Origin of the sequence: Nonomuraea sp. NBC_00507 (assembly GCF_036013525.1) — a bacterium.
Classification (GTDB): domain Bacteria; phylum Actinomycetota; class Actinomycetes; order Streptosporangiales; family Streptosporangiaceae; genus Nonomuraea.
In genome coordinates, this window is the sequence record NZ_CP107853.1 from 6266601 (window position 1) to 6292324 (window position 25724).

The 25724-nt window shown below is 70.2% G+C and carries 24 protein-coding genes; 7 read left to right on the plus strand and 17 right to left on the minus strand.

Going from position 1 to position 25724, the window contains the following annotated elements:
* Window positions 1–48 precede the first annotated feature (48 nt).
* Window positions 49–198: a hypothetical protein gene (locus OHA25_RS30275; protein ID WP_327590837.1), complete on the plus strand. Its 150-nt coding sequence runs from the start codon at window positions 49–51 to the stop codon at window positions 196–198.
* Here the strand turns inward: OHA25_RS30275 and OHA25_RS30280 are convergent.
* Complete coding sequence (locus tag OHA25_RS30280; RefSeq protein WP_327590838.1) at window positions 179–1432, minus strand: erythromycin esterase family protein; 1254 nt, start codon at window positions 1430–1432, stop codon at window positions 179–181. The two genes, OHA25_RS30275 and OHA25_RS30280, sit on opposite strands and share 20 nt — an antisense overlap.
* Window positions 1433–1524: 92 nt before the next feature.
* Between OHA25_RS30280 and OHA25_RS30285 the strand changes: the two genes are divergently transcribed.
* On the plus strand, window positions 1525–2229 hold the full coding sequence (locus OHA25_RS30285) for a TioE family transcriptional regulator (protein ID WP_327590839.1): 705 nt from the start codon (window positions 1525–1527) through the stop codon (window positions 2227–2229).
* An 11-nt stretch (window positions 2230–2240) separates the two neighbouring features.
* Here the strand turns inward: OHA25_RS30285 and OHA25_RS30290 are convergent, their stop codons facing one another.
* The 7 genes from OHA25_RS30290 to OHA25_RS30320 form a co-directional block, all read right to left on the minus strand.
* On the minus strand, window positions 2241–2828 hold the full coding sequence (locus tag OHA25_RS30290) for a GTP-binding protein (protein ID WP_327590840.1): 588 nt from the start codon (window positions 2826–2828) through the stop codon (window positions 2241–2243).
* Window positions 2809–3186, minus strand: coding sequence for a DUF742 domain-containing protein (locus OHA25_RS30295; RefSeq protein WP_305921909.1), 378 nt, complete (start codon window positions 3184–3186; stop codon window positions 2809–2811). Before OHA25_RS30295 ends, OHA25_RS30290 begins: the two co-directional genes overlap by 20 nt.
* Complete coding sequence (locus tag OHA25_RS30300; protein WP_305921910.1) at window positions 3183–3602, minus strand: roadblock/LC7 domain-containing protein; 420 nt, start codon at window positions 3600–3602, stop codon at window positions 3183–3185. Before OHA25_RS30300 ends, OHA25_RS30295 begins: the two co-directional genes overlap by 4 nt.
* Window positions 3599–5974, minus strand: coding sequence for a sensor histidine kinase (locus OHA25_RS30305; RefSeq protein ID WP_327590841.1), 2376 nt, complete (start codon window positions 5972–5974; stop codon window positions 3599–3601). Before OHA25_RS30305 ends, OHA25_RS30300 begins: the two co-directional genes overlap by 4 nt.
* A 145-nt stretch (window positions 5975–6119) precedes the next feature.
* The gene (locus OHA25_RS30310) at window positions 6120–7640 is read right to left on the minus strand and encodes a prenyltransferase/squalene oxidase repeat-containing protein (RefSeq protein WP_327590842.1); all 1521 of its coding nucleotides are present in this window, start codon (window positions 7638–7640) and stop codon (window positions 6120–6122) included.
* Complete coding sequence (locus OHA25_RS30315) at window positions 7637–8494, minus strand: terpene synthase family protein (protein ID WP_327590843.1); 858 nt, start codon at window positions 8492–8494, stop codon at window positions 7637–7639. The genes OHA25_RS30310 and OHA25_RS30315 overlap by 4 nt, the downstream gene beginning before the upstream one ends.
* On the minus strand, window positions 8491–9834 hold the full coding sequence (locus OHA25_RS30320; protein WP_327590844.1) for a cytochrome P450: 1344 nt from the start codon (window positions 9832–9834) through the stop codon (window positions 8491–8493). The genes OHA25_RS30315 and OHA25_RS30320 overlap by 4 nt, the downstream gene beginning before the upstream one ends.
* 130 nt (window positions 9835–9964) lie before the next feature.
* Here OHA25_RS30320 and OHA25_RS30325 point away from each other — a divergent pair, with 130 nt between their 5' ends.
* A complete protein-coding gene (locus OHA25_RS30325) occupies window positions 9965–10978 on the plus strand; it encodes a polyprenyl synthetase family protein (protein ID WP_327590845.1) in 1014 nt (337 codons plus the stop codon).
* A 39-nt stretch (window positions 10979–11017) separates the two neighbouring features.
* On the opposite strand, the gene OHA25_RS30330 is transcribed toward OHA25_RS30325, so the two are convergent.
* The 3 genes from OHA25_RS30330 to OHA25_RS30340 all read right to left on the minus strand — a co-directional run bounded on the left by OHA25_RS30330 (window position 11018) and on the right by OHA25_RS30340 (window position 14180).
* Window positions 11018–11947, minus strand: a complete 930-nt coding sequence (locus tag OHA25_RS30330) for an aldo/keto reductase (protein ID WP_327590846.1) — start codon at window positions 11945–11947, stop codon at window positions 11018–11020.
* Window positions 11948–12063: 116 nt separating this feature from the next.
* Complete coding sequence (locus OHA25_RS30335; RefSeq protein WP_327590847.1) at window positions 12064–13617, minus strand: MFS transporter; 1554 nt, start codon at window positions 13615–13617, stop codon at window positions 12064–12066.
* Window positions 13614–14180, minus strand: a complete 567-nt coding sequence (locus OHA25_RS30340; RefSeq protein WP_327590848.1) for a TetR/AcrR family transcriptional regulator — start codon at window positions 14178–14180, stop codon at window positions 13614–13616. The genes OHA25_RS30335 and OHA25_RS30340 overlap by 4 nt, the downstream gene beginning before the upstream one ends.
* Window positions 14181–14318: 138 nt before the next feature.
* On the opposite strand from OHA25_RS30340, the gene OHA25_RS30345 reads away from it, so the two are divergent.
* Window positions 14319–14864 carry a TetR/AcrR family transcriptional regulator gene (locus OHA25_RS30345; protein WP_327590849.1) on the plus strand — a complete coding sequence of 182 codons (546 nt, stop codon included), beginning with the start codon at window positions 14319–14321 and terminating at the stop codon, window positions 14862–14864.
* Here OHA25_RS30345 and OHA25_RS30350 read toward each other — a convergent pair.
* From OHA25_RS30350 to OHA25_RS30370, 5 genes are all read right to left on the minus strand, one after another.
* Window positions 14802–16442 (minus strand): WS/DGAT/MGAT family O-acyltransferase, encoded by a 1641-nt coding sequence (locus OHA25_RS30350; RefSeq protein WP_327590850.1) that lies wholly within the window; start codon window positions 16440–16442, stop codon window positions 14802–14804. The two genes, OHA25_RS30345 and OHA25_RS30350, sit on opposite strands and share 63 nt — an antisense overlap.
* Window positions 16443–16584: 142 nt before the next feature.
* Window positions 16585–17631, minus strand: coding sequence for a sulfite oxidase (locus OHA25_RS30355; protein ID WP_327590851.1), 1047 nt, complete (start codon window positions 17629–17631; stop codon window positions 16585–16587).
* Between the two features lie 288 nt (window positions 17632–17919).
* Window positions 17920–19599, minus strand: a complete 1680-nt coding sequence (polX, locus tag OHA25_RS30360; protein WP_327590852.1) for a DNA polymerase/3'-5' exonuclease PolX — start codon at window positions 19597–19599, stop codon at window positions 17920–17922.
* A gap of 39 nt (window positions 19600–19638) precedes the next feature.
* Window positions 19639–20610 carry an aldo/keto reductase gene (locus OHA25_RS30365; protein WP_327590853.1) on the minus strand — a complete coding sequence of 324 codons (972 nt, stop codon included), beginning with the start codon at window positions 20608–20610 and terminating at the stop codon, window positions 19639–19641.
* A 110-nt stretch (window positions 20611–20720) separates the two neighbouring features.
* Window positions 20721–21758, minus strand: coding sequence for a zinc-dependent alcohol dehydrogenase family protein (locus OHA25_RS30370; protein ID WP_327590854.1), 1038 nt, complete (start codon window positions 21756–21758; stop codon window positions 20721–20723).
* A 112-nt stretch (window positions 21759–21870) separates the two neighbouring features.
* On the opposite strand from OHA25_RS30370, the gene OHA25_RS30375 reads away from it, so the two are divergent.
* Window positions 21871–22629, plus strand: coding sequence for an HNH endonuclease (locus OHA25_RS30375; RefSeq protein WP_327590855.1), 759 nt, complete (start codon window positions 21871–21873; stop codon window positions 22627–22629).
* Here the strand turns inward: OHA25_RS30375 and OHA25_RS30380 are convergent, their stop codons facing one another.
* Complete coding sequence (locus OHA25_RS30380; RefSeq protein WP_327590856.1) at window positions 22630–23457, minus strand: helix-turn-helix transcriptional regulator; 828 nt, start codon at window positions 23455–23457, stop codon at window positions 22630–22632.
* A gap of 103 nt (window positions 23458–23560) precedes the next feature.
* On the opposite strand from OHA25_RS30380, the gene OHA25_RS30385 reads away from it, so the two are divergent.
* Window positions 23561–24271: an SDR family oxidoreductase gene (locus tag OHA25_RS30385; protein WP_327590857.1), complete on the plus strand. Its 711-nt coding sequence runs from the start codon at window positions 23561–23563 to the stop codon at window positions 24269–24271.
* 35 nt (window positions 24272–24306) lie between these two features.
* A complete protein-coding gene (locus OHA25_RS30390; protein ID WP_327590858.1) occupies window positions 24307–25704 on the plus strand; it encodes a glutamate--cysteine ligase in 1398 nt (465 codons plus the stop codon).
* Window positions 25705–25724: the final 20 nt, after the last annotated feature.

The window sequence follows — 25724 nt, forward strand, 5'->3', positions numbered from 1 at the left end:
CCGACCGCCGAGGGCGGCGAGCTGGTCGTCGAGGCGCCCGAGCCGGGCATGGCCGCGTGGCGGTGGGGCGAGCGGCTGCCGAAGGGCATGTACCTGAAGCTGTCGCACGCGTGGAGCGTGGGAGTGCTGCTGGCCTGCGAGCAGGTGCTGGCTCGAGACCGGGTGCCCCTGGGTCAGGTCAGGCGGGCACGTCCTTGATGAAGACGATCCCGTCGTTCTCGCCGAGGTGGGCCGGGTCGAGCGCGAAATAGCCGTAATTAGCAGATATGTCGGTCCGCGGGACCGGCTTCGTGCCCGCCTCGGCGAGGGCTGCGGCCAGCCGGCGGGCGTCGATGAGGGAGCGGTTGCCCGGCAGCGTGTACAGCAGCCCCTCCAGGGTCTCGGGGTGGGGAGCGGGAAGCGCCTGATGCGGGATGGCGCCGAGTGCCGAGGCCAGGAAGGCGTACTGGCCGCCCAGGCGGGCGCTGACGATCGCGCCGGCGCTCCACCACTCCAGTGCCATGTCGGCCAGCTGCCAGGTGCTCTTGTCCCGCTGCAGGTGGCGGTTGTGGGCGTAGACGAGTGCCGGGCCGTGCTCGGCGATGGCCTGGAGGTTGCCGGCCATCATCGCATCCCGCAGGGCCATCAGCCGCCAGACCCTGGCGGGGGACGTGTCGGCCATCCAGAAGTGGTAGCGGAGCAGCCCGGTGGCGGTGCGCCCGTACGTGCTCGCCCGCCACCACTCCTCCCGCGAGGTCGACGCGATCAGGTGCGGCGCGTACACGTCCAGCAGCGTCACGAGGTCGTCCGCGAGCAGTCGCAGCTCCCTGACCTCGGCGGAGCGGCCCACGGACTGGGAGGCGTCCATGGCCGCCGCGGGATTGGTCCACCGGTCGTCGCCCCCGATCAGGCGGTCGAGGGCGTCCGCGGCGCAGGGGAGCAGACCCGCGTCCAGCCCGGCCGCGAGGTAGCCGTGCAGCGCGGTCAGCGCCTGGCGGGGACTGGCGGCCACGGTCATCTCCAGCGGGGCGTCGAACCCGAAGAAACGCAGCCGCTCCGCGACGGGCCGGCCCTCGTTGTACGCGCGCATCCAGCGCACGAGCTCCCGGTTGGCCGCCGACGCGCCGAACCCGTGGCTGAAGCCGCCCTCCATGACGTCGTCGAGCGTGCCCGTGCCCGTGCCCGCCGTGACGTAGTCGTCGACGGCCAGGCCCATGAGGCAGTCGCTCTCGATGGCGAACGATCGGTAGCCCTCGTGCTCGACGAGATGCCGGAAGATCTCGTTACGCAGCTCGGGCAGCGCCTCCTCGCCGTGCGTGGCCGCGCCGAGCCCGAGCAGGCGGGGCCGGCAGGGAAGAGTCCGCAGCAGCCTCGTGACGGCGGCGACGCCCTCGCCGTCGAGAGAGGTCGCGGCGTCCTGGACGAGCGGGTCTGGTCTCCTCGATGACGACATGCCCTCAACGATATCGTTGAACTTTCAGTGTAAACTTTCCGCACAACACGCTCACGCCCACCTGGGCCAACCTTCAACACGGTGACGCACCCATGGCATCCCGCGAACGGCTGAGGCCGGTGGATCTCGCCCGCGAACACGGCCTGTCCACGCAGGCGATCAGGAACTACGAGCAGGCCGGCATCCTCCCTGGCGCCGGTCGCACGCCCCATGGCTATCGCACCTACACCGTGCGGCACGCGCAAGCCCTCCGCGCGTTCCTCGCCCTGGTGCCCGCCCACGGCCACCAGACCGCGACCTCGATCATGCAGGCGGTGAACCGAGACGCGGTCGAGGACGCCCTGAAGATCATCGACGAGAGCCACGCCCAGCTCCTCGACGACCGCCGGACCCTTCTGGCCGTCGAGAACGCGCTCCGCGACCTGGCGCCCTCCGCCCCTCCAGGACCGGGCGTCACGTTCATCGGTCCCCTGGCCAGGAAACTCGGGATCCGGCCCGCGACGCTGCGCAAATGGGAGCAGGCCGGGCTGGTGCGGCCACGGCGCGACCGGCAGACCGGTTACCGGGTCTACACCGCGGCCGACGTACGGGATGCCCAGCTCGCGCACCAGCTCAGACGGGGCGGATACCTGCTGGAGCAGATCGCGCCGCTGATCGAGCAGGTGCGCGCGGCCGGCGGGCTGGCGCCCCTGGAGGCCGCCCTGCGGGACTGGCACGGCCGGCTGTCCACCCGCGGGCGCGCGATGCTGAGCGGCGCCGCCGAACTCGACGCCTACCTCCGCCACACCGCCGCCTGACAAGGCTGCGCTCAGCTGCCGACCGGCTCCGCGCGCAGCCTCGCCGAGTGCTTCACCAGGGCGATCAGGACCTCCCTGCTCGACTCCCGTTTCCTGGCGTCGCACATGATGATGGGGATCGACGGGTCGAGCTGGAGCGCGAGACGCACCTCGTCCAGCTCGAACGTCGGCGCCCCCTCGAAACAGTTGACCGCGACCACGAACGGCGTGTTCCGCCGCTCGAAGTAGTCCACCGACGGGAAGCAGTCCGCCAGCCGCCGCGTGTCCGCCAGGATCACGGCGCCCAGCGCACCCTCCGCCAGCTCGTCCCACACGAACCAGAACCGCTCCTGCCCGGGCGTGCCGAACAAATAGAGCACGTAGTCGTTGTTCAGCGTGATCCGGCCGAAGTCCATCGCCACCGTGGTGGTGCGCTTGGCCTCCACGGAGGAGAGGTCGTCCACACCGATCCCGCGGTCGGTGAGCACCTCCTCCGTCCGCAGCGGCCGGGTCTCGGAGACCGCGCCGACCATCGTCGTCTTTCCCGCGCCGAACCCGCCGGCGACCAAGATCTTGATCGCCGTCGGCAGGCGCGGGCGGTCAGAGCGAGCGAAGACCATCGAGCACCGCCCTGTACATCTTCATGTCACGCATGTCCACCTCGGATTGTGGTTCCTGGGCAGAGACGAGTTCGCGGTCGAACAGGTCGCCGAGCAGCACGCGGATCGTGCCGGCGGGCAGGTCGAGATGCGCGGCGATCTCGGCGACGGACTTGGGTTCGCGGCAGATCTGGAGGATCCGCAGGTGCTCGGGGTCCAGCCCGGCGTCCGGGCCCGGCGGGCCGCCCACCGCCAGGGCCATGGAGATCAGGTCGAACTTGCCGTGCGCCGGCTGGGTCCGGCCCCGCGTCACCACGTAGGGCCGGACGATCTCCGGGTCGACCCAGTGCTCATCCCTCGGACCGTCGGCGCCTGTCACCGCTCGCTCCTGGCGATGGCCTCGGCGTTGCGAGCGCCCGAGGTGAGGTATTGGCCCACCCGCGCGACCATCATGGCCATCTCGTACGCGATCAGCCCGATGTCGGCGTTCTGCGCGCACAACACGGCCAGGCAGGCACGCTCGCCCGCCGTGGTCACGATGAGGAACTGGCTCTTCCACTCCACGACCGTCTGCCGTACCGCGCCGCCGGAGATGTGCTCCGAGATGCCCTTGGCCAGGCTCTGCAGCCCGGAGGCCACGGCGGACAGATGCTCGCCGTCGGTGCGCTGCAACCCGGCCGAGGAGGCCATCAGCAGGCCGTCGGAGGACAGCACGATGGCGTGGTCGGCCTCCTTGACGCGGCTGACGAGGTCGTCGAGCAACCAATTGAGATCGGTGCCCGCGGTGGGGGTCATGGTGCGTCGCCTCCCGGCTGTTCATCCAGCATCTTGGCCGCCTGCGTACGGCCAAGGCGGGTGCCTGACTGAAGAGATCCCATCATCGCGCGGATCTCCTCCGGGGAGCGCTCGTCATCGTCCTCCTCGTGGTCTGGCAGCGTGGGCGTGTCCTCGCGCAGCGCCGCCGCGAGGTTCGCCTGGGGCACGCGGAGCGGCAGCCCCGACGGTGTGAATTCGGCCACGGGCTGCTGCTCCGGTTCGGCTGGCGGCTCGGGTACTGATGCGAGGGCCGGCTCGGGCGCGGGTGCGGGGGCCGGCTCGGGAACGGAGGCGGGGACCGGGCGGGCGGGTTTGAGCGTGCGCACGTTCTCCCCGGCGGCGGGGCGCGCCATCTCTCCGGCGACGGGGCGGGCAGCCGCCTCTCCCGCGGCGGGGCGGGCCACCGTGGCCACCGCCGTCGGCCGGCGCGGCAGCCGCTCCCCGCCGTCGCCGCGCTGCGGCTCCGGCCTGGGGTCGAGCTGGACGAGCTCCTGCGGCAACAGCACCACGACCGTGGTCCCGCCGTACGGCGACGCCTTGAGCACCACCTGGATGTCGTGCCGCTTGGCCAGTTGGCTGACCACGTAGAGGCCCAGGCGGGCGGTGCCCGTGATGCGGAACTCCGGCGGGTTCGCGATGCGCTCGTTCGCGGCCTCCAGGTCCTCGGGCTTCATGCCCAGGCCCCGGTCCTCGATCTCGATCACGTACCCGTTGGCCACGAGCTGGCCGCTGACCTGGACGTTCGTGTACGGCGGCGAGAACGACACGGCGTTCTCGATGAGCTCGGCCAGCAGGTGCACGACGTCGCCGACGGCCCGGCCGACGAGCACGACCTCGCCCATCGGCATCAGCGTGACCCGCGTGTAGTCCTCCACCTCGGCCAGCGCGCCGCGCACGACGTCGACCATGGGGACCGAGCGCCGCCACGTGCGGGCGGGCGAGGAGCCGGAGAGCACGATGAGGTTCTCCGCGTTGCGCCGCATGCGGATGGCCAGGTGGTCCAGCCGGAAGAGCTCCTTCAGCTCCTCGGGGTCGGTCTCCCGGCGCTCCATCACGTCGAGCACGGTGAGCTGCCGGTGCACCAGGCCCTGCGTCCTGCGGGCCAGGCTGAGCAGGATGTCGCGGATGCTGCGGCGCAGTTCCGCCTGCTCGGCCGCCACCTTGATCGCGGTGCGCTGCACGGTGTTGAACGCCTGGCCCACCTGGCCGATCTCGTCGTCACCGAAGTCCAGGTCCGGCGCCTCCTTGACCAGGTCGACTTCCTCGCCCTGACCGATGCGCTCGACGACGCCGGGCAGCCGGTCGTCGGACAACTCGTGGGCGGCGTCGCGCAGCTTCCGCAGCTGGGCGAGCAGCTGCCTGGTGGTGGTGATGGACAGGATGATCGAGGCGATAACGGCGATCAGGCCAAGACCGCCGGCGAGCAGCAGTCGTACGATGACGCCGGCCGCGACGGGCGTGATCCGCTCGAGCAGCCGGTCACCGCCGGCGAGCGTGACTGTCTGCATGCTGGTCAGCGTGGCGTCGGCGGCCTTGTGCCACTCCTCGCCGCTCACCGGCAGCGAGTCTATGGCGGGGTCGTGCCGGATGAGCTGCGTCTCCATGGCCTGGACCCGGGACACCGGCGCGGTCTTGAGCCAGGCGTCGAAGGCTGCCTGGTCCTCTGCCGGCAGCTTCGCCAGCGCCTCGCTCAACGTGTAGCGGAAGACGCCGGCGGTCTCGACGAATTCGGCGTGGTCGGTCCTGGTGAAGCCGCCCTTGGCGAAGACACTGGCCAGCAGCGCGTCCTCGCGGGCGAAGATCTCCCGCGAGCGGTGCATCTCGGCCAGCGTTCGGCCGTCCTTGGCGATCTCCTTGTCGTCGAACTCGGCCACCGAGTCGTACATGCGGTAGAAGGAGTCGATGACGGCGTTGTACTGAGCTGCGGCCTGCGCGACGTTGGTCTTGCCCGTGTCAATCGACTTCCTGGTGGCCGCCAGCTTGCCGAGCTGGCCCTTGACCTCGCCCAGGCGGCGGCGGAGCGCGTCGTCCATGGCGAACTCGGCCGCCGTGCTCTCGGATGCGGAGTCGAACTCGGAGGTCAGCGCATCGGTCTTGGCTCGCTGGGCACGCATCGGCTGGTCGACGTCGCGCCTGTTCGCGCCCAGGTGGGCGAGCGCAAGGCGGCGCTCGCGCTGGAGCTCGATAAGCAGTGGCTCGCTTGGGTCGACGACGTTGCTGTTGACCGTCGCGGCCCACAGTAGGTTCACGCCCTCCCGCAGGGTTACCCAGGCGGCGAACGCCCACAGGCAGGCGAGCGAGACGATGAGTGCCGTGACCTTTGCCCGGACACTGGCATTACGGAAGCGCATCGAGGCCACCCGGAGAGAAAGCAGCGCGGTCAGCGTGCCATGTCAAGAGGAAGAAATGGGCATCCCAGGAATCTGACACTCGGGTCACCCTAGCAACGCAACAATGCTCACTCAACATGAAAGAGCGCCATTAGGTCGCTATGTCCTACTTTTCGGTCGAAGTTCTCCTTCCAGATGAACGCTGGGTTACGTGTACGGCGGCCAGCACCGCTGCGCGGACAATTGCTGTCGGCGTGTAAAGGTCCTTGTCATGCCAGAGTGGAGGGTAATCCGATAAATCGCCCACATGGGTGAGGAACGTGTAGCCACGCGCCGCCGCCTGTCGGCACCGTTCGTCCGGCTCCGGCCCCGAGAGCAGCAGTGTCTGCACCGCGTACGCCGTCTCCTCCGGCATGCCCATCCACCGGCCCCACGATCCGTCGTCGCGCTGGGTCGCCACCACCCATTCCCGGGCGGCGCGCACCGTGTCCGCGTATTCCGGCCCTCCGAACTCGCCGAGCGCCAGAGCGCAGCTGAGCGTGGCGTAGTAGGGGGAGGCATGCCACCTGTCGCGCCAACTCCCGTCGGGCCGCTGCCGCACGGCCAGCCACCGCGCCACGCGCGCCATCAAAGGCCGGTACGTGCCCGCCGTCTCCGGCCTGGCCCGCACGTACTCCCCGAACGCGTCGAGCACATGGGCGTTGACGCTGACCGAGACGCCGTCCTCGCCCTGCCAGGTGCAGAAGTGCTCCCCGGTGTCGAAAGCCTTGAGCGACTCGGGCTCGCACGGCATGCCGAGCAGTGCGAGCGCATGGAGCGCGACGCTGGTCGTGTCGGCGTCGGCCGGCAGCCCGGCCCCGGCGGGAGTGCCGTTCGGGCCGATCGCGGCCCGCAGGTCCGCGGTCATTTCCGGTGGCAGCTCCACCGGCGCGCCCGCCCTGAGCAGCCAGCTCAGCACCCAGCCGCGCTCGAAGACCGTGATGGGGAGCCCGACGGGGACGGGCCCGCCGTACCGCTTCGCCACCGCCTCCAGGTGCCTCCTGGCCGAGTCGGCCGAGTCGGGCGGCGCGAGAGTGTCCAGCCAGGCGGCCGTCGCCGCGGGTGAGGCACCGACGGTGCCGATGGGCGTGGGGCTCACGGCGCTGGTGATGGAAGCCGTCGCGCCCACCACCTCGAGGGCGTGCAGGAGTTTCTGTGGCGGCTCGCCGCCGGACTCCAGAAGGTGCCGCACCATGCCGAGGCGCCTGCCGTCCATGCCGGGTGGCAGGGGCAGCGGATCAGCGCACCCGTGGTCGTTGATGAGCGAGACGAGGTACGGCACGATCAGGTCGATCGCCGGCGTGTCGGGCAGCTCGCGTGGCTCCTGGAGCATCGACCGCAGCGCCTTCAGCCCGGCGCGCGCGGCCGGCATGAGCACGGCCGGATCGCCATCGCCCCGGGCCGCAGCGGTGAGCAGTGCCTCGGTGGCGCTCAGGGTGGGCACGAGCCCGTAGCCTTCGGGGGCGCCCCAGAATCCGTCGTCGCGCTGCTCGCCCAGGAGGTACGCCACGCGCTCCCGCTGCCCGACCAGCCAGGGGGCGATCGTGACCAGCCGCCCGGTCTCGTAGACCGAGGGGGATACCTGGCCCCAGGGCTTAGCCATGAGCCCGGAGACGAGGTCATTGGCCTCGCGGAAGACGTCGATCACGACTCGGCCCAGAAGTCGGAGAGGCCGTAGAAGCCGGCGCTGTAGTTGATCTGCCAGGTGAGGTACTCCGCGGCACGCGGGTACGCGTCCCGCAGCGGCTCGATCAGCTCGGTCGCTTCGTCGGCCAGCTCTGACAGCTGCTCGATCACTTCGTCCAACTCCATTCCCAGCGTGAATGCGTTGACGTCTCCTGAGCCGGACTCCCTGCGCCACGTGGCCAGGTCGTTGAGCAGGCGCAGATAGCGCTGCACGGCGTCGGCGGCCGGGCGCAGCCGGTCCAGGTCGCGGGGTGCCTCGACCAGCCCTGTGTGAATCCAGTGCGACAGGCCGATGAAGAGTGCGCCGCAGCTGTCGGCGTTGGCCAGGTACTCCTGCCTGGTGGGCGGGTGCTCGGAGCCGCTCCAGTCCCATTCGCGGGCCATGGCGCGAAGCATGCGTTCGAGCTGATCGCGCCAGGCCCGGTCGAGCTCAGGCGGGGCGGCCAAGTCCGATCGCAGGTCCGCGACGAAGGCGGCCGCCTGTGATTCGGGCGCGGCCCCGCCCGCCGCAGGGCCGCCCGCCGCGGCCAGGCACTCACCGACCAGGGCGCCGACCTGCTCTCGCGAGCTCGCCTCCTCGTCGATCAGTCGGTCCAGGGCGAAGACCAGCAGTGAAGCCCGGTTCACGGCGCGCAGGCCCTCGACCGTCGCCCAGGGCGCGCAGAACGCGCCTGCCATGGACAGCGCGCCGTACAGCCCGGCGTCGAACGACTTCTCAGGGAAGAGCCCGTCGTAGCGGGTCGCGAATCTGGCCAGTTCGCGGCCGCTGGCCACGGCCAGGGCGCATGTTCGGCCAGTCTCGAAGGAGCCGTTCACCGCCGCCCCACCGGCACCAGCGTCATCGACAGGCCGGCGGTGGGACGCAGCGAGGAGGCCAGCCGGGGGGTCACGGAGCCGTCGTGGTGCACGATCGGGCGGTACTTCCGCAGGATGCCGGCGATCAGAAGGGGCGCCTCCATCATGAACAGGTGCTGCCCGAGGCACACGTGCGGGCCCGCGCCGAACGGCCAGTACGCGTATCGGTGCCGCTTGGCCTCGTTCGCCGGCGCGAAGCGCTCGGGGTCGAACTCCAGCGGCCGTTCCCAGAACCGCGGCAGCCGATGCGTCAGGTACGGGCTCAGCATGACGGTGGAGCCGGCCTCAACGGTGATCCCGCCCACGACGTCCGTCTCGACCGTCTTGCGCGGCAAGATCCAGCCCGGCGGGTAGAGCCGCAGCAATTCGGTGACGAACATCCTGAGGTAGACCAGGTCCGGCAGGTGCGCGGTGCTGACGGGGTCGTCGCCGACCACCCGCTCGACCTCCTCGTACAGCTTGGCGGCGACGTGCGGGTACGCCTGCAGCACGGGCCAGGCCCAGGTCAGCGCGGTCGCCGAGGTCTCCGTCGAGGCCCCGTGCATGGCGACCAGGTCGTCCCTGATGCGCCTGTCGCCCTCGGCGCCCTCGATGTCCTGGCGGGCCTTGACCAGCCGCGACACGACGTCGTCCCCCTCCTGGTCCTGCGATCTGGCCTGCCGGATGCGTGGGTAGACGACCTCGTCAATGGTCTTGATCGCGCGCTTGAACGACTGGTCGCCCGGCATCGGGAACAGCTCCGGCACGAACGGCATCAGCAGGCGGATGGCCTTGGCGGTGACGGCGACGTCGTAAGCGGGCACCAGTCGGTTGATGTCCGCCACGGAGATCTTCGCGCCGAAGAACAGCCGTACGATCGTCGGGTGCACGATGGCGGACACGCCCTTGGCCACGTCGAAGGGCCGCCCCGGGATCACCGTCTCCTCGATGAGCTCGTTGATGATCTCGGCCATGTGCTCGGCGAGCGAGTTCACGTACTTGGCCGTGAACAGCGGCTGCAGGATCTGGCGGCTCTCCGCCCAGCTCTCGCCGTCCGACAGGATGCCTTCGCCCAGCAGCGGGGCCAGCGGGTCCCAGAACATGCCCTCGCGCACGTAGTTCGGCTGCTTCCTGGCGAGCACGTGCTGGACGTGGTCGGGATGGGTCACCAGATACGGGCGGAAGGGGCCCATGCTCAGCCGGACGAGATCCCCGTTGGCCTGGGTGCCGGCTTCTTCGAACGCGTTGACAGGGACGCGCGCATGTCTCGTGAGCTTACGGAGGAAAGGCAACGTTCTGGTAGGGGCGGCGTCAATCGCCACTGTTTTTCCTCCATCGCATACGGTGTCCGTCTCACATCCCGGACATTTCCTGACAAATGTCAACCGTTGAGGTGGAGTATCACATGCTTATGCATGTAGATTCAAGATCGTACTTGGGTAGGAGTTCCGATTGAATCTCAGCCATCCCCTGGGCGGCGGCGCCATGCCCCGTTTCCGGGGCCTGCTCGAACCCGCCCTCCGTGAGGCGGTCTCGAACCTGCATCCGTGGGGTGCCAGGATGGCCGCGTTCGCTCTGGGCTGGTCGGACGCGGATGGCAGGCCGTACCACGGGGACGGCGGCAAGGGCGTGCGACCCGCCATCGCCATGCTCAGCGCCGAGGCGGTCGGGGCCCCGGCCGAGTCGGCGCTGCCGGCGGCGGTCGCGGTGGAGCTGGTGCACGCGTTCTCGCTGGCGCACGACGACATCATCGATCACGACGAGCGGCGCAGGCACCGCGAGGCGCTCTGGAAGGCGTACGGCGTGGGGCCCGCGCTGCTCACCGGCGACGCACTCCTCGCCCTGGCGGTCCAGCAGCTCGCCGGAGCGCCGGAGGCCATGAGGTTCCTGTCGGCGGCGCTCGTCGAGCTCGTGAACGGGCAGAGCGCCGACATGGCCTTCGAGAACCGGCCCTGGCGCGGGCCCAAAGAGGTCACCATCGGCGAGTACACGGAGATGGCCGCGGGCAAGACCGGCAGTCTGCTGGGAGCCGCCGCGGCCGCCGGCGTGGCCCTGGGCGGCGGCGCGCCCGAGATCGCGGACCGGATGTGGGCCGTGGGCCGCGACCTGGGGGTGGCCTTCCAGATCGCCGACGACATGCTCGGCATCTGGGGCGATCCCCGCGTCACCGGCAAACCCGTCCACAACGATCTGCGGCGCGACAAGAAGACGTTGCCCGTCCTCGCCGCCCTCGCCACCGACTCGCCGGCCGCCCGCGAGCTGTCGGCCGTGCTCTCGGCCGGCGTCACGGACGAGGAGTCGGTACGCCGGGCCGCCCGGTTGGTGGAGGAGGCGGGCGGGCGGGCCGCCGCGCTTGCGATGGCGGATCGCTACGTGGCGTCGGCCGTGGACATCCTGGACGAATGCCTCCCCGGCGCGACCGAACTGCGCACTTTGTGCCACGGCCTGGTGAATCGCATCCACTGAACCCAGCCGCCCGAGTCGTACCCGGGCGGCGCGGCAGGGTCAGGGGCGCGAGGCCTCGTCCAGGAGGGCGAGCTCCTCCGTGCTCAGCGTCAGCTCGGCGGCCGTGATCAGGGCCTGCAGTTGCTCGACGCTGCGCGCGCTGGCGATCGGCGCCGTGATCGTCGGCTGGGCGGCGAGCCAGGCCAGCGCCACCGAGGCCGGGTGGACCACACGCTCGGCCGCCACCTTGGTCAGCGCCTCCAGGGTGCGCCGCCCGTGCTCCGTGGCCAGGTATTCGCCGGCCTTGCCCGCCCGCGGGCTCTCGACGGTGACGCCGGGCGCGTACTTGCCGGTCAGGAAGCCGCGCGCCAGCCCGAAGTACGGCGTGCTGCCCAGCCTCTCCCTGGCCACCACATCCCGCAGCTCGCCCTCGTAGCCACGCTCGACCAGGTTGTACTCCTGCTGCAGCGCGACGTACCTGACCAGCCCCTCCTCATCGGAGATCTTGAGTGCCTCCGCCAGCCGGGCGGCGCTGTGGTTGGACGCGCCGGCGTAGCGGATCTTGCCCTCGCGCACCAGCGCGTCGAAGACGGCCAGCGACTCCACCATCGGCGTGTCGTGGTCGTCCACGTGCGCCCAGTAAAGGTCGATGTAGTCGGTACGGAGCCGCCGCAGCGAGTCCTCGACCGCCGTGCGGATGGTCGCCGGGGCCAGGCCCCGGAGCCCTTCGAGCATGCCGACCTTGGTGGACAGGACGAGCGAGTCGCGGTTGTGCCGGTGGGCCAGCCACTCACCGATGATCATCTCGGACGCGGAGTCGCCGGTCGCCCAGTACGGATAGACGTCGGCGGTGTCGAGGAAATTGCCGCCGTTCTCGACGTATTCGTCGAGGACCGCGAACGACGTCTCCTTGTCCGCCGTCCAGCCGAAGACATTGGTGCCGAGCGCTATCGGGAAAACGGACAGGTCCGTGGTACCTACTGATCTCATCCTGCCATTATCCGCGCGTCCCATGAGGAGGCTTCGATGGCACTCCGATGACACGGTTGCCTGGTCGGCGCGCCGGTCCTCGGCGGCCCCGCGCAGCGGCACGCCTCGAACGCGGCTCAGCGATGACCGGCGGACAGGTCCAGGCCGCGCGGCGTCAGCAACCACACCAGCACCGCGCCGGCCAGCATCAACGCCGCGCCCGCCCCGCTGGTCAGCGCGAGTGAGTGGGTGAAGGCCGCCGTCGCCTGCTCGGCCAGCCGCGCGCCCTCCGCGCTGAGCTGGAAGCCTTCCGCGCCCAGCCGGGCACCTTCCGCGCCCAGTTCCCTGGCCACGTCGATCGCGCCGCCCAGGGACTCCCGCGCGACCCCGGCCGCCGGCCCGTCGTAGTCCAGCCCGCCGCGGTAGACGGCCGCCGCCACGCTGCCGAGCACGGCCACGCCGAGCGCCCCGCCGAGGTCGTAACTGGTCTCCTCGATGGCCGCCGCGCTGCCCGACTTCGCCGCGGGTGTACCCGACATGATCACCGCGGAGGCGATCGCCAGAGCGCCGTTCCCGATGCCGATCAGCGTCAGCGCGCCCGCCACCGGCCAGTAGTCCAGCGGCGCCGGCGCCAGGAAGAGCAGCAGGAACCCCGCCGCCGTCACCGCCAGGCCGCCCGCCAGCACCGTACGGGCGCCGATCCTGGCCGCCAGCGACGGAGCCAGCGGCGAGGCCACGAGCGCGGCCAGCGCCGCCGGCAGCAGCCGCACGCCCGTCTCCAGCGGCGAGTAGCCCCGCACCAGCTGCATCCACTGCGCGAGCAGCAACAACACCGCGCCCATCGCGATCGCGGTGGTCAGCGCCGTCGTCACCCCGGCGGAGAAGGGGCCGCTGCGGAACAGCCGGAGCTCCAGGAGCGGATCCGGCCGGCGCAGGCAGCGCAGCACGAACCAGCCCAGTGTCACCGCCGCGACTACGGTCGCCAGCAGGGCGCCGGCCGAGGCGGGGCCGTACTTGCCGAAGCTTTTGACGGCGTACACCAGCGTCACCATGCCGGCCATCGACAACACCGTGGCGAGCGCGTCCCAGCGGCCGGGGCTGGGGTTCCTGGACTCGGGCAGCAGCACCAGCCCCGCGCCGATCGCCGCCGCCATGACCGGCACGTTCACCAGGAACGCCGCATGCCACGTGAAACGCTCCAGCAGCAGCCCGGCCAGGATCGGTCCCAACGCGGCGCCCACCGCGGCCATCGCCGACCATATGCCCAGCGCCTTGGCCCGCTCGCCGGGGTCGGGGAACAAGTTACGGATCATGGACAGCGTGGACGGCATGATCATGGCGCCGCCGACGCCGAGCAGCGCCCGCACCGCGATCACCTCCGCCGGGGCGTCCGCCGCGAGCACCGCCAGCGAGGCCAGCCCGAACACCGCGAACCCGGTCAGCAACATCCGCTTGCGACCCCACCGATCGCCCAGCGCGCTCACCGTGACCAGCAGCCCCGCCAGCACGAGCCCGTACGCGTCCACGATCCACAACAGCTCGATGGAACTGGGCCGCAGGTCCTCGGAGATGGCCGGAAGCGCGACGTTGAGCACGGTCATGTCCATGACCACGAGCAGCACGGCGGCCGACAACACGGCCAGGCCGGCCCACCGCCGCTTCGCCGAGACCGGCGACGTGGTGATCGTCATGCTGGCCTCCGGGGCGCGGCGCCGTGCAGGAACATCTCGAGGAGCAGCCGGGGGGCGTCCCGGCGGGCGATGTCGCCGCGGCGCAGGCCGTCTCGCACGGCCACGAGCAGGCCGTAGACGGCGTCGCTGATCCAGCGGACGGGCAGTTGGGCGCTCAGCAGGCCCGCGCGCTGGGCGGCGGTGTAGAACGCGATCTCGCGTTCCTCCAGCTCCTCGACGCGGCGCGACAACTCGGGGTGGACGGCCAGTGCGTAGTCGGTGAGGCCGAAGCCGTATTCGTCGGCGACCTCGATCAGGCCGGTGAGCAGCGCGTTCAGCGCCTTCTCCAGCCTCGCCGCGTCCCCTGAGGCGCTCGCGGCGTCGAGGCCGGCGGCCAGCTGCACGCGCTCCCACTCGTCGTGGCCGCGGCGGGCCAGGGCCAGCATCAGCTCGTCGCGGCTGCTGAACTGCCGGTGCAGCGTGGCCCTGCTGATCCCGACCGCGTCGGCGAGCTGCGCCATGGAGGCGGACGGGTCCCTGTTGAGGTGCTGGATCGCCGCCCTCATGATCTGCTCTCGGCTCATCGCCACCTTGACACCGCCGTATCGTTTGAGACGAATCTGTCTCATATGATACATGGATGCCTCGTAGCGGGGAGGGCAGGAAAGCGCCACGCTTCCTGGCATGGCGATGAAGCCGCAGGTGGGGTTATGGTTCGTGCTGTGGTGACGGGTGACGCGCGCACGCGCATCCTGGACGCGGCAGAGGAGCTGTTCGCGGGCTCCGGTTACGAGGCCACTCCGACTGCGGTCATCGCCAGCCTCGCGAAAGTGCCCAAAGGGCTGATCTCCGACTACTTCCCGCGCAAGATCGACGTACTGGTCGCTCTCGTCAATGAGCGTACGCACATCGAGGAGGGTCGCGACGTCGACGCGGTCCCCGGCGACCCGGCGGGCACGCTGGCCAGGCTCGCACGGGGGCTGCCGCTGCGGGCCTCACCGGCGATGCGGCGCATCCTGTTCCGTGAGGCCGACACGCACGGCTCGGTCAAGGAACGGCTCAGCCGTCTCAACGGGGAGCTGATCAGGCGGGCCAGGTTCGCGCTGGAGTTGGCGCTGCCCGGGGCGCGGGGGGACGCGGCCAGGCTGGAGGTGGCGGCGGCCACGTTCGCCGCCATCCTGCTCTACCAGGAGAACCTCTGGCAGCTAACGGGCCACCAGATCGACCCCGAGGCCGTCGCGGAACTCATCGCCCACTCGCTCGTCTAGCAGCTCATCCAGCGCCGTACGCAGGTGCCGGAGCAGGCCCCACACGTCGTCGACGCGCTCGGGGCAGGCGACGATGCCGAAGTCGAGCATGCCGTCGTAGGAGAAGCAGGTGATGTTCAGGCCGCCGCTCATGTCGGTCAGGACGGACAGCGGGTAGTACGACAGCACCCTCCCGCCGCACAGGTACAGCGGGAACTGCGGTCCTGGCACGTTGCTGATGATCAGATTGATCGGCGGGAACGCCATGCCGGCCAGCCGGAAGATCGCCGGCGTGGCCAGGCTCGTGACCGGAGCGGGCAGCACCGAGCACAGCTCGCTCAGCCAGGTCGCGGGCGCGAGCGCGAAACGCCGCTTGGCCCGGCCCATGGTCGCGCCGACCGCCTGCAGGCGCTCGTGCGGGTCGGAGACATTGGTGGGCATGGGGGCGATCATGGCGGAGATCTGGTTGCCGACCAGGTCCTTGGCGTCGGCCGTACGGACCGCGACCGGGACGGCGACGATCAGCGGCGCCTCCGGCAACGCGTCGCGCTCGTGCAGCCACGAGCGGAGCGCCGACGTGCACAGGGTCATGACGACGTCGTTGACGCTCATGCTGTTGGAGGTGGCCACCTTCTTGACGTCCTTGAGCGACAGCGAGCCGAAGGACAGGTGGCGGCGGGCGCTGATGGGCCCGTTGAAGGGGGTGCGGGGAACGGCGAGGCTCGGCAGCTCGGGGCGGTTGGGCCGGTCGCGGGCGACCACTCGTGCGGCCTTGGCGATCAGCTTCGCGCCCGGCACGGTGGCTGCCAGCGGGATGGCGTCCAGGTCTCCGGCCGCTCTGACGACCGATCGCACGGCGCGGACGGGGTGGGTGGCGGTGCGCAGGGCGGCGCCGGCCAGCATGTCGATCAGCCCGGGCGCCTTCTGCCCGTGCCCATCGGCCGGCACCAGCCGGTCGCCGGCGGGGACGCCGCCGCATGACCCGCCGGCCCGGCCGTTGGCGTGGCCGTTGCCCGAGGCGTGATCGCGCTGGCCGGCGGCGGGGAGGGCGGCGCTGGGCGCGTGGCTGCCGTTCGCGCTGACCGGCTGGACCGTCGTGGGGAGCTTGCGGCGGGTGAGGTGGCCGTCCGGGGTGAGGTCGAGCAGGGTGGCCAGGGTCTCCGCGCCCGAGATGCCGTCGATGGCGGCGTGGTGCACCTTCGTGTAGATGGCCACCCGCCCGTCGGGCAACCCATTGATCAGATGCATCTCCCACAGCGGATGCGCCCGGTCGAGCCTGCGGGCGTGGATCTCCGCCACGGCGTCGGCCAGCTGCCAGTCGTTCCCCGGCTCGGGCAACGTCAGCTCGAACAGGTGGTTGCCGATGTCGAAGCCGGGATCGGGTGCCCAGTAGGGATGGTCCAGTCCCAACGGCACCTCGGCCAGCCGCAGGCTGAGCGCGGGGGACAAGTGGATCCGGTCGAGCAGCAACTCCGCGAGCGCGTCCCGGTTGAGCGACCCGTTCGCCGAGTCGAGTATCGCCAGCCCGGCCACGTGCGCGGCGGTGGTCGCCGTCTCGACATTGAGGAACTGAGCGTCGAGTGCGGTCAGCTGGCGCATCTGCTCTCCTTTTTCCGGCGTGTGTGCAGCATCACATGAGGGCATTTCCGAAAGGTTTCCGCGAGAGTCTTTCAGATGAATTCAGGTGCGCCGGACCGTGGTAAAGGAAATCGCCAGCTCAGCCGGGATCGGTGACAATTACCTATCCGAGGACAACGTGAATGGGGTGTTGCACGACGGCGTCGAAGTGATAGCCGAAGGGATGCCGGGGCGTGACCATGGGCTGCGTGGCGCCTGTCTCGTCGGTCGCCCTGGCCATGAGCACATACCGCCCCGTGTGGCGGGGAGCCCACGCGATGTGCCAGGGCAGCCAGGCTCCGACCAGGTGATGCCCGTGGTGCTCGGCCGCGCGCCAGCTGAACCCGCCGTCGAAGCTCACCTCGGCCCGCACGATCCTGCCCCGCCCCGACCAGGACCGGCCGTGCAGGATGTGCGGCCCGGTGATGGGCAGGACGGCATTCCAGGCGAGCTCGAAAGCGCTCTTCACAGGCTGCGTGGTGACATCCGCGTAAAAGACCGTGTTCCACGGAGTGAAGAGCTTGGCCGTGGAAACTTCGATGTCGCCCAACCATTTGATGGACGCTATTCCCACCCATCCCGGCACCACCAATCGCACCGGAAATCCGTGATCGGGAGGCAGCGGCTCGCCGTTCATCTCGTAGGCCACCAGCACGTCGTCCATGGCCTTGTCGATCGGCAGCGGCCTGCGTACGTGACCGTAGTCCTCGAACGGCGCGTCCAGCCCCGAGGGCAACACGTCCACGGCCTCGGGACGCACGCCGACCTGCTTGAGCAGGTATTTCAACGGCACCCCGCGCCACCGTGCGACTCCGATCGCCCCCAGGCCCCACTGCGTCCCCGGGGCGGGGTCGTGCTGTTGCGTGCCGTAGAAGCGCCGCCCGTTGCCCGCGCACTCGATCGCCAGGTCGTAGGTCCGGGACGGCATGGCCCGGAGTTCGTCGTAGCCGAACTCGCGCGGACTTCGGATGCCCGCGCCGTGCAGTCGCAGCCGCCAGGTCGTGACGTCGATGAGCGGCGTGGAGGTGTGGTTGCGCACGAAGAACCGGTCGGTCGGCGTGTGGTATCCCTGCCCCGACATGGCCTCCCACCGCATCTCGGCACTCGCGCCGTGCACCCGGAACAGGTGGTCGGGCAGCGGCTTCACGATCGTCGCAGTGGCTTGCTCCATCGATCTCACCTCGCAACAGCTATTCCCTACCTGGAAACCATTTAATCTCCTCTCGCTTGGCTTCGGCATCCCTCTTTGCCGACCCCGGACCCCCGCCCATCGCATGAGGAACGTTCCAAGCTCTCCTCGGGCCCTTCTACCCGGGCCCCCACCTGCAGAACCGGCCGGCGCCAGGCTTGCCGGCCCTCAGGGAACCGGGTCCGCGTCAAACAGGTCCAGCGGCTGACGGCACGATGAAGGCGCGGCGTTGAGACGGTCGAGCAACGACAGGGAGGCCGGGCGGCGTGGTCAGCGGCCCAGGAAGGCCTGGAGCCGGTCCAGGGGCCAGGTGTTGATCACGTCGTCCGTCGTCAACCACGCCCGCTGTGCGATCCCGATCCCGAACCGCTGGTTCGCCAAGTGGGGAATCGCGTGCGAGTCGCTGTCGATCGAGAACTTGACCCCGTGGTGCCTGGCCAGCCGCGCCAGATCCGACGGCAGGTCAGAGCGGTCGGGAAAGGAGTCGATCTCCATCGCGGTGCCCGTGCGGGCCGCCGCGCGGAAGACGGCCTCCCAGTCCGCGTCCACCGCCGCCCGCTTGCCGATCTTCCGCGTCGTCGGATGCCCGATGATGTCCACGTACGGGTTTTCGCAGGCGGCGATGAAACGGCGCGTCATCTCCTCCCGCGACATCCCGAAATGGGAGTGCACCGAGGCCACGCACACGTCGAACTCCCGCAGGATCTCCCCGGGCCAGTCCACCGAGCCGTCGGGCGCGATGTTGAGCTCGGTGCCGTGCAGCAGGCGCATGTCCGGGTATTTCCGCTGGAGCTCGGCCACCCGTCCCCGCTGCTCCAGCGCCTTGTCCAACGTCATCCGCTGCATCGCCAGGTCCGGCGCGTGGTCGGTGACCGCGTAGTAGGCGTAGCCGCGGGCGTGCCCGGCCGCCACCATGTCCTCCAGCGACGCGATCCCGTCCGTGAGATCGGTGTGCGTGTGCAGGTCGCCCTTGAGGTCGGGCAGCTCCACGAGCACGGGCAGCTCGCCCCGCAGCGCCGCCTTGACCTCGCCGCCGTCCTCCCGCATCGGCGGCGGCACGAACCGCATGCCGAGCGCGGCGTAGATGTCCTCCTCGGACTCGGCGGCGATCACCCGCTCGCCCTCGAACAATCCGTATTCCGAGAGCTTCCAGCCCTTCTTCACCGCCATCTCCCTGATGGCGACGTTGTGCTCCTTGGAGCCAGTGAAATATTGCATGGCCGCGCCCCACGACTCGGCCGGGACCACGCGCAGGTCCACCTGGATGCCGGACGTGGTGCGGATCGAGGTCTTCTTGTCGCCCGCCGCGATGACGTCGGCGACGTAAGGCTGGGCCCGGAACTCCTCCATGATCGACTCCGGTGCGACCGCGAGGATGTCGATGTCGCCGATCGTGTCCTTCATCCGCCGCAGCGATCCCGCGTACGCGATCCGCTCGGCCGGCAGCGAGGCCATCACCTGCTCGGCCAGCGACATGGCGACGCCGATGTGCACGCGGCGACCGGACTGCTCGAGCTGCTCGATGCCCTTGAGCAGATTGGCCAGGGTCTTGGGGCCGAGGCCTTTGACGCCGTCGAGGCGGCCAGAGGAGATGGCCTCGCGCAGCGCGTCGGTGGAGTCGACGCCGTAGTCCTCGAACAGCATGATCGCCGTCTTGGGGCCCAGGGTCGGCACCCGCGTCAGCCTGCGCACGCCGTCGGGGACGCGCGCCCGCAGGTCGTCGAGCTGCCGGAAGCTCCCGCGCTGCAGGAACTCCTCCATCTTCTTGGCGATCGCCTCGCCGACGCCGGGGACATTGCGCACGTCGACGACCAAGATGTCCTCAGGGAACCCGGCGATGGCCTTGGCCGCCTTCTGGTAGCTCCGCACCCGGAAGGCGTCGCCGCCGCAGAGCGCGAACAACTCCGCGTATTCCTGCAGCGCCGACGCCGCCTCCTCATTTGCCCGCATGCCCCAACCCTAGGGGCTCGGACCGACAATCCGGGATGGTCAGAACCGCACCTCACGCGGCCGGTACGGCTCGCCGAGGAAGGCCAGCTCCGCCTCCGACAACGCCACGTCCACGGCCGCCACCGCGTCGTCGACGTGCCGGTCCTTCGTGGCCCCGACGATCGGCGCCGTCACGGCCGGCTGGTGCAGCAGCCAGGCCAGCGCGACCTGAGCAGCGGGCAGCCCGCGCTCGGCCGCCACCTGCGCCACCCGGTCCAGGATCAGCTTGTCGTTCTCCGGGTCGTACAGGGCGTCGATGCGCTCGTCCGACCCCGTCCTGGTCGTGGTGGTGGCCGCCGAGCCTGCCCGGGCCAGCACGCCCCGCGCCAGCGGACTCCACGGGATCACACCCACGCCTTGGTCGAGGCAGAGCGGCAGCATCTCGCGCTCTTCCTCCCGATAAAGCAGGTTGTAGTGATTTTGCATGGCGACGAACCTCGTCCACCCGTTGCGCTCGGCCACCTGCTGCGCCTTGGCGAACTGCCAGGCCCACATGCTCGACGCGCCGAGGTAGCGGGCCTTGCCCGCCCTGACCACGTCATGCAGCGCCTCCATGGTCTCCTCGATGGGCGTCTCGTCGTCCCATCGGTGAATCTGATAAAGGTCCACGTAGTCGGTGCCCAGCCGGTCGAGCGAGGCGTCAATGGCGGCGAGGATGTGCTTGCGGGACAGGCCGCGGTCGTTGACGCCCCTGCTCATCGGGAAATAGACCTTGGTCGCCAGCACGTAATCCTCGCGCCTGGGGAAGGTTCCGCGCAGCACGTTGCCGGTCACGACCTCGCTCTCGCCACGGCTGTAGAAGTCGGCGGTGTCGAAGAACGTCACGCCCGCGTCGGCCGCCCTGCGCACGATCGGCTCGGCCTGGTCCTGCGGCAGCGCCCACTCCTGCCGGGCCGGATCGCCGTAGCTCATCATGCCCAGGCACACCCGCGAGACCTTCAAACCCGTGTCACCAAGTCGCATGTAATCCATGCCGCTCACCCTAGGCCGCCCACGCACTGGTCAACCGTCGTGCCGCTCCGTGGTCGGGCCTCACCGAAGCCGGTCGGTCGAGGACCGTCCAAGCAGCGCAGCGGGGACGCTCAGAGCGACGATCGAGGAGTGATGATCGTCACGCCTGGGACCGAGCCCATCGAGGCCAGTGCCTTGCCGACGTCGGCGAGCCCGATCGTGCGGGTGACGAGCTGGTCGGGATGCAGGATCCCGCCCCGGATCATCTCCAGCATCGGCGGGTACGCATGTGCAGCCATGCCATGGCTGCCCAGCAGCCGCAGCTCGTGGCCGATCACGCGGTCCATCGGCACCGGCGTCGCCCCGCCGGGCAACAGCCCCACCTGGACGTGCCGGCCCCGGCGGCGCAGGCTCTCGATAGAGGCGGCGCACGTCGCCGGACTGCCCAGCGCGTCGATGGACACGTGCGCCCCGCCCCGGGTCAGCTCCCTGACCTGGGCCGCCGCGTCTCCTCTCGACCCGTTGACGAAATGCGTGGCGCCCGCCAGCTCAGCCAGGTGCAGCGCGTCGCTGCTGATGTCGACGGCCACCACGCGGGCGCCGGCCGCCGTCGCGATCATCACCGCGGACAGTCCCACGCCGCCGCAGCCGTGCACCGCCACCCATTCGCCCGGGCGCACCTCGCCCACCTGGGACACGGCGCGGAACGCGGTGGCGAAGCGGCAGCCCAGCCCGGCCGCCGTGGCGAAGGCCATGTCCTCGGGGATCGCGATCAGGTTGACGTCGGCGTGGTCGACGGCGACGTACTCGGCGAAGGAGCCCCAGTGGGTGAAACCCGGCTGGGTCTGCCGCTCGCACACCTGCTGGTCGCCGGCGGCGCACGACGCGCACGTGCCGCAGGCGCAGATGAACGGCACGGTCACGCGCGCCCCCGCCCGCCACCCGCGCACGTCGGACCCGACGGCCTCGACCACGCCCGCGAACTCGTGCCCCGGCACGTGCGGCAGGGCCTTGATATCGGGATCGTGCCCCTGCCAGCCGTGCCAGTCGGAGCGGCACAGTCCCGTCGCCTCGACCCTGATCACCGCTCCGTGCGCGGCCGGGGCTGGGTCGGGCAGCTCACGTACATCTAGCTCGCCCCCGAAGATGTCAAACGCAACCGCTCGCATCTGAGCAGCCTAGCCTTAGAGTCGGCGCCCGAGGTCGCGCAAGGCCTGGTAATAGGGTGAACCACAACCCTCCTTTCGAAAACAGTATGGAAAAGCTCGGTCGCGTAGAGTAGTGCGCTGTGCTTACTGCGCCGCCAGCGGGACACCATTGAACATCGACCACATCCACCCGCGCAGCCGAGGCGGCACCGACCGGATCTCCAATCTGACCCTGGCCTGCGTGCCGTGCAACGAAGCGAAGTCAAATCGGCCGATCAAGGAGTTCCTGGCGGGCAAGCCGAAGCTGCTCGCCACCGTCCTGGCCCAGGCCAACGCTCCACTCCGGGGCGCTGCTGCGGTGCAGTCCACCCGCTGGGCGCTGTGGCGGGAACTCGATGCCCGCCTGCCCAAGCACGTGGCCTCTGGGGGCCGGACGAAGTGGAATCGCACGCGCAACCGCCTGCCCAAGACGCACGCTTTCGATGCCCTGGCCGTGGGCAAGCTCGATGCCATCACCGAAACGGTGTCCGCGGTGCTGGTCGCCAGATGTACAGGTCGCGGCACTCATACCCGCACCCGCACCGACAAGCACGGCTTTCCCCGCCTCCGCCTGCCCCGGCAGAAGAGGTACTTCGCCTACGCCACCGGTGACCTGGTAACGGCCGTCGTCCCCACTGGAAAGAAGCAAGGAACCCACACCGGTCGTGTTGCCGTCCGTGCCACCGGTAGTTTCAACATCACCACCGCCCACGGCATCGTCCAAGGCATCAGCCACCGACACGTCCGCCTGCTGCAACGGGCGGACGGATACGCCTACACCTTTAAGCAGGAATCATGCCGACCGTACGCCGTTGCCTCGCCTGAAGGCGGGATCTCCACGGCGGTCACCTGATCAGCTAAGAGTCAGTTGCCGCAGCTCGCGCAAGGCCTGGTGCGAAGGGGAGCCGGGTTCGGTGGTGTAGAGCACGAGACGGAGGTCGTCGCGGTCGGGCACCGGCATGACCTGGCAGATCATGTCGATCACGCCGACGAGCGGGTGGGTGATGCGCTTGCGCTGCTCCCTGCGGATCTCGACCTCGTGCCGGGACCACAACTCGGCGAACTCGGGGCTGAGCGCGAGCATCTCGGCCACCAGCGCCCGCAGCCTGCGGTCGTCCGGGTAGCGCCCCAGGGCGGCCCGCAGGTCGGCGACCGCGGCGCGGGCGAAGCGGCCCTTCTCCTCGTCGTTGAGGTAATCGGCGATGTCGGGGGACATGAAGACCCAGCGGATGACGTTCCTGTCCTCGGGCGGCTGGTTGTCGAGGTCGCGCATGATGATGTTGGCCATCGGGTTCCAGGCGAGGATGTCGTAGCGGGCGTTGAGGACGTAGGTGGGCACCTCCTCCAGGAACGCCAGCAGGTGCAGCACGCCGCCGGGCACGTCCTCCCTGATCGACGGCGCCTCCAAGGGCTGCCCGGCCAGGTCGAACAGGTAGGCGCGCTCGTCCTGGGTCAGCATCAGCGCCCTGGCCAGCGCGTTGAGGACCTGCCGCGACGGATGGGGGCCGCGGCCCTGCTCCAGCCGGATGTAGTAGTCGATCGACATGCCGGCCAGCTGCGCGATCTCCTGCCTGCGCAGGCCCGGCGTGCGGCGGCGCTCGCCGCTGGGCAGTCCCACGTCGGCGGGGCTGACGCGGGCACGCCTGCTGCGGAGGAACTCTGCGAGTTGGTCCCGGTTCATGCCTCCATCCTCGGCCATGACCGTGCGGTCGTGGGTGGTACTGCCGATCCCAGCTTCCGCAGGTCTCTCCCGCACCCGGGCTCGCCTGGGCGAACGTGGAGGCATGACGAAGATCGCTCTTATCACGGGTGCCAACAAGGGAATCGGCTACGAGATCGCGCGGCTGCTCGCCGAGCAGGGCGTCACCGCGATCGTGGGAGCGCGCGACGAGGAGCGCGGGCGGGCCGCGGGCGAGCGGCTCGGGCTGCCGTACGTGCGGGTCGACGTGACCGACGAGGACAGCGCGGCGGCCGCCGCGAAGTGGATCGAGCAGGAGTACGGCACGCTCGACATCCTGGTCAACAATGCCGGGATCAGCGGCGACCTCAACCAGGTCGTGCCCAGCACCGCCTCGGCGCAGGCGCTCAGGGACGTCTACGAGACGAACGTGTTCGGCGTGGTCACCGTGACGAACGCCATGCTGCCGCTGCTGCGCACCTCGGCGGCGGGCCGGATCGTGAACATGTCGAGCGAGCTCGGCTCACTGAGCATGGCCGCGGCCCCGGACAGCCCCTTCGCGGAGGCCACGTTCCTCGCGTACAACTCCTCCAAGAGCGCGCTCAACATGATCACGGTTCTCTATGCCCGGGAGCTCAAGGACACCGCGATCAAGGTGAACGCCGCCAACCCCGGCTACTGCGCCACCGACCTCAACGGCCACGCCGGTTTCCGTACGGCCGAGCAGGGCGCGGCGATCGCCGTGCGGCTCGCCACGCTGGGGGAGGACGGTCCGACGGGCGCGTACCTGCAGGATGACGGCGCGCTCCCCTGGTGAGGTGTCAAATCTGGCGAAGCGGACAGAAGGGGGTGATGGGACGAGATCTGGATAAAGAGCGATTCACTGAGGCGGAGTACGTCCGCTTCGGGGAACGCCTCCAGGAGCAGCTCGGCGTCTTGCGCGAGCTGCTCGATACCCCCGGCTTCGGCGCGGGCCCGGCCACGATCGGGGCCGAGCTGGAGCTGTTCCTCATCGACGAGCGCGGGCGGCCGTTGCCGCGCAACAGCCAGGTGCTGGAGGCGCTCGGCGACCCCCGCGTGGTGCTGGAACTGGGCCGCTACAACGTCGAGGTCAACCTGACCCCGACGCCGCTCGAGGGCCGGCCGTTCGAGGTGATGAGCGGCGAGGTCCAGGAGACGATGACGAAGGTGGACGGCGCGGTCGAGGGCGGCGGCGCGCTGCCCATCGGCATCCTGCCCACCCTCGGCACCGACGACTTCACCGTCAACGCCATGAGCGACCAGAACCGCTATCGCGCCTTGAGCAGGGGCATCCGGCGGCTGCGGCTGGAGCCGTTCCTGGTCAAGATCGACGAGCTGGAGCTGGCGGTGGAGGACGTGATCCTCGAGGCCGCCAACACCTCCTGGCAGGTGCACATCCGCACGCCGCCCGAGCGCTTCGCCCGGCTGTTCAACGCCGCCCAGCTCGCCATCGGGCCGGTGCTGGCCGCGTGCGGCAACTCGCCGTTCTTCCTGGGCAGGCAGTTGTGGGAGGAGACGCGGATCGCGCTGATGGAGGAGGCCGCCGACGACCGGGACGTGGAGCGGCGCGGGCGCAGGGACGGACGGGTCACGTTCGGCTCCGACTGGTTGCGCGAGGGCGCGCACGAGCTGTTCGAGCGGTATGTGCGCGACTACGAGCCGATCGTCCCCGACCTCCACGACGATGCCGGGCCGCACGAGGTGCCCGAGCTGCGGCTGCACCAGGGCACGATCTGGCAGTGGAACCGGCCCGTCTACGACCCGGCCGACGGTGGGCACCTGCGGATCGAGATGCGGGCGCTGCCGGCCGGGCCCTCGTGCGCGGACATGGCCGCCAACACGGCCTTCCTGCTGGGGCTGACGTTGTCGCAGGCCGAGCGGGACCTGACCGGTTACCGGTTCGCGGAGGCGTACCAGAACTTCTACCGGGCCGCCATGCACGGGCTGGACGCCAAGCTGTCCTGGCCGGGGGAGGACGGCGAGTTCGGCGCCGCCGACCTGGTGCTCACCCTGCTGCCCGAGGCGCGGGCGGGGCTGCTCGGAGCCGGGGTGACCCCGAGCGACGCCGACCGCGCGCTGGGCATCATCGAGCAGCGGACCCGGCTGCGCCGCACGGGGTCGGTGTGGCAGCGGGAGGCGCTGGCGCGCTTCCGCGGCGACCGGGAGCGACTCGTGCGGCGCTATCGCGAGCTGGCGTTGTCGGGACTTCCTGTGCATTTGTGGCGCTGACCCGCAACCATTGCCGTTCC

Excerpts from the sequence above, each read along its gene's own strand:
- OHA25_RS30275 (WP_327590837.1), top strand. The coding sequence starts at position 49 with ATGGCCGCGTGGCGGTGGGGCGAGCGGCTGCCGAAGGGCATGTACCTG.
- OHA25_RS30280 (WP_327590838.1), bottom strand. The coding sequence starts at position 1,432 with ATGTCGTCATCGAGGAGACCAGACCCGCTCGTCCAGGACGCCGCGACC.
- OHA25_RS30285 (WP_327590839.1), top strand. The coding sequence starts at position 1,525 with ATGGCATCCCGCGAACGGCTGAGGCCGGTGGATCTCGCCCGCGAACAC.
- OHA25_RS30290 (WP_327590840.1), bottom strand. The coding sequence starts at position 2,828 with ATGGTCTTCGCTCGCTCTGACCGCCCGCGCCTGCCGACGGCGATCAAG.
- OHA25_RS30300 (WP_305921910.1), bottom strand. The coding sequence starts at position 3,602 with ATGACCCCCACCGCGGGCACCGATCTCAATTGGTTGCTCGACGACCTC.
- OHA25_RS30305 (WP_327590841.1), bottom strand. The coding sequence starts at position 5,974 with ATGCGCTTCCGTAATGCCAGTGTCCGGGCAAAGGTCACGGCACTCATC.
- OHA25_RS30330 (WP_327590846.1), bottom strand. The coding sequence starts at position 11,947 with ATGAGATCAGTAGGTACCACGGACCTGTCCGTTTTCCCGATAGCGCTC.
- OHA25_RS30335 (WP_327590847.1), bottom strand. The coding sequence starts at position 13,617 with ATGACGATCACCACGTCGCCGGTCTCGGCGAAGCGGCGGTGGGCCGGC.
- OHA25_RS30340 (WP_327590848.1), bottom strand. The coding sequence starts at position 14,180 with ATGAGCCGAGAGCAGATCATGAGGGCGGCGATCCAGCACCTCAACAGG.
- OHA25_RS30350 (WP_327590850.1), bottom strand. The coding sequence starts at position 16,442 with ATGCGCCAGCTGACCGCACTCGACGCTCAGTTCCTCAATGTCGAGACG.
- OHA25_RS30355 (WP_327590851.1), bottom strand. The coding sequence starts at position 17,631 with ATGGAGCAAGCCACTGCGACGATCGTGAAGCCGCTGCCCGACCACCTG.
- polX (WP_327590852.1), bottom strand. The coding sequence starts at position 19,599 with ATGCGGGCAAATGAGGAGGCGGCGTCGGCGCTGCAGGAATACGCGGAG.
- OHA25_RS30365 (WP_327590853.1), bottom strand. The coding sequence starts at position 20,610 with ATGGATTACATGCGACTTGGTGACACGGGTTTGAAGGTCTCGCGGGTG.
- OHA25_RS30370 (WP_327590854.1), bottom strand. The coding sequence starts at position 21,758 with ATGCGAGCGGTTGCGTTTGACATCTTCGGGGGCGAGCTAGATGTACGT.
- OHA25_RS30380 (WP_327590856.1), bottom strand. The coding sequence starts at position 23,457 with ATGAACCGGGACCAACTCGCAGAGTTCCTCCGCAGCAGGCGTGCCCGC.
- OHA25_RS30385 (WP_327590857.1), top strand. The coding sequence starts at position 23,561 with ATGACGAAGATCGCTCTTATCACGGGTGCCAACAAGGGAATCGGCTAC.
- OHA25_RS30390 (WP_327590858.1), top strand. The coding sequence starts at position 24,307 with ATGGGACGAGATCTGGATAAAGAGCGATTCACTGAGGCGGAGTACGTC.